Source organism: Streptomyces sp. SAS_272, from assembly GCF_052543235.1.
In genome coordinates, this window is the sequence record NZ_JBMNDR010000199.1 from 1 (window position 1) to 2620 (window position 2620).

Consider the following 2620-nt stretch of genomic DNA (forward strand, 5'->3'; position numbering starts at 1 on the left):
CGCCACCCCGAACGAACGCCACAACTCAGCCAACGACACCATCACCGCCCACAACGCCGGCTGCACCACGTCCACCCGCTCCAACAACGCCCCATCCCCATCCCCCTCCCCCAGCAGCACCTCCAGCAGATCCCACTCCACGAACTCCGCCAACGCCCGCCCGCACTCCTCCAACCGGGCCCGGAACACCGGCGCCTCGCCATACAGCCCCGCCGCCATCCCCAACCACTGCGACCCCTGCCCCGGAAACACGAACACCGTCCGACCCGAAGCGGCTTCACCGGTGACGGCCGGGGCGGGGACGTCGCCCGCGGCGAGGCCGCGCAGTGCGCTCGCCAGTTCCTCGCGCTCGCCGGCGACCACCACGGCGCGGTGCGCGAACGCGGCTCGGGTGGTGATCAGCGAGGAGCCGATCGCGGCGATGTCCACGTCGGGGTGAGCGGCGGCGAACTCGGCCAGCCTCGCGGCCTGTTCACGCAGGGCGGCGGGGGTCTTGGCGGACAGCGCCCACGGCACCGCACCAGCCGCTGCCGCCGCAGTCGCAGTCGCAGTCGCAGTCGCAGTCGCCGGAGCGTCCGCGTCCGCGGGTGCAGGTGCGGGTGCTGTCGTGTCCGTCGCCCCGGTCGTCTCCTGCGCGGGCGCCTGTTCCAGGATCAGGTGCGCGTTCGTGCCGGAGAACCCGAACGAGGAGACGGCCGCGCGGCGCGGGCGGCCCGTGTCCGGCCAGGGCCGTTCCTCGGTCAGCAGCTCGACGGCTCCGCCGTCCCAGTCCACGTGATCGGTCGGCCGGTCGACGTGGAGCGTGCGCGGCAGCGTCTCGTGGCGCATCGCCAGCACCATTTTGATGACGGCGGCGACGCCCGCGGCGGCCAGGGTGTGACCGATGTTGGACTTCAGCGAGCCGAGCCACAACGGCTGCTCGGGCGTGTGCTCGCGCCCGTAGGTGGCCAGCAGGGCCTGCGCCTCGATCGGGTCGCCGAGCCTGGTGCCCGTGCCGTGCGCGTCGACGGCGTCCACGTCGGCGGCGGTCAGACCCGCGTTCGCCAGCGCCTGGCGGATCACGCGTTCCTGCGAGGGCCCGTTGGGGGCGGTCAGGCCGTTGCTGGCGCCGTCCTGGTTGACGGCGCTGCCGCGGATGACGGCCAGTACGGGGTGGCCGTTGCGGCGGGCGTCCGACAGCCGCTCCAGGAGCACCAGGCCGACGCCCTCGCCCCAGCCGGTGCCGTCCGCGTCCTGTGAGAACGCCTTGCAGCGGCCGTCGGCGGACAGGGCGCGCTGGCGGCTGAACTCGACGAAGTTCACCGGCCCCGCCATGACGGTCGCGCCGCCGGCCAGGGCCAGTGCGCACTCGCCGCCTCGCAGCGCCTGCGCCGCCAGGTGCAGGGCGACCAGCGACGAGGAGCAGGCGGTGTCGACGGTGAGGGCGGGGCCTTCCAGGCCGAGGGTGTAGGCGATGCGGCCGGAGGCGACGCTGGTCGTCGTGCCGGTGGAGACGTATCCCTCCAGCTCCTCGGGGAGCCGGCCGAGCCGTGTGACGTAGTCGCCGGTGATGACGCCGGCGAAGACGCCGGTGTCGCTGCCGCGGAGCGTGCCCGGGTCGATCCCGGCCCGCTCCAGCGCCTCCCACGACGTCTCCAGCAGCAGGCGCTGCTGGGGGTCCATGGCGAGCGCCTCGCGCGGGCTGATCCCGAAGAACTCCGCGTCGAAGCCGGCGGCGTCGCGCAGGAACCCGCCCTGGCGGGTGTACGAGGTGCCGGTCGACTCGGGGTCGGGGTCGTAGAGGGCGTCGAGGTCCCAGCCGCGGTCGGCCGGGAAGTCGCCGATGGTGTCGACGCCGTCCCGCAGGAGCCGCCAGAGGTCCTCGGGCGAGGCCACGCCGCCCGGGAAACGGCAGGCCGTCGAGACGACGGCGATGGCGTCGCCGTCGGCCGCGGCCGGGGCCTGCCGTGTGGTGCGCACCGGGGCGGCGGGGCGGCCGCCGAGCAGGGCGTCGCGCAGATGCGCGGCGAGAGCGGCGGGGGTGGGGTGGTCGAAGACGAGGGTCGGCGAGAGCCGGCGTCCGGTCGCCGCGCCGAGCCGGTTGCGCAGCTCGACCGCGGACAGCGAGTCGAAACCGAGCGTCTTGAAGGTGCGGTGGGGTTCGAGGTCCCCGCCCGACCTGCCGAGCACCGCCGCGACCTCGTCGCTGACGAGGTCGAGCAGCAGCTGCTCCTGTTCGGTGTCGGTCAGTGCCGCCAGGCGGTCGGCGAGCGTGGCCGCGCCCGGACCGGCGGCGGCGCCCGCCGCGGCGCGGCGGCGCACCGGGGTGCGGACCAGGCCGCTCAGGATCGGCGCCAGCGTCCCGCGTCCGGCGCGCGCCCGCAGCGCGGCGGTGTTCATCGGCAGGACGGCGAGCATCGGCCGGGCGTGGCCGAGGGCGGCGTCGAGGGCGGCGAGGCCCTGCTCGGCGGTGAACGGGGAGGTGCCGGTCTCCGCGAGCCTGTCCCGTTCCGCTGCGCTCAACGCGGAGCCCATGCCGCCTGCCTGGTCCCACAGTCCCCAGGCGAGGGAGGTGGCGGGCAGGCCTTGGGTGTGGCGGTGGTGGGCGAGGGCGTCGAGGAAGGTGTTGGCGGCGGCGTAG

General features: G+C 75.2%; 1 protein-coding gene. It reads right to left on the reverse strand.

Features of this window, described 5'->3' with window-relative positions; genetic code table 11:
- A partial coding sequence (locus tag ACN6LD_RS42065; protein WP_445045925.1) for a type I polyketide synthase occupies nucleotides 1-2620 on the reverse strand: 2620 nt, incomplete at both ends.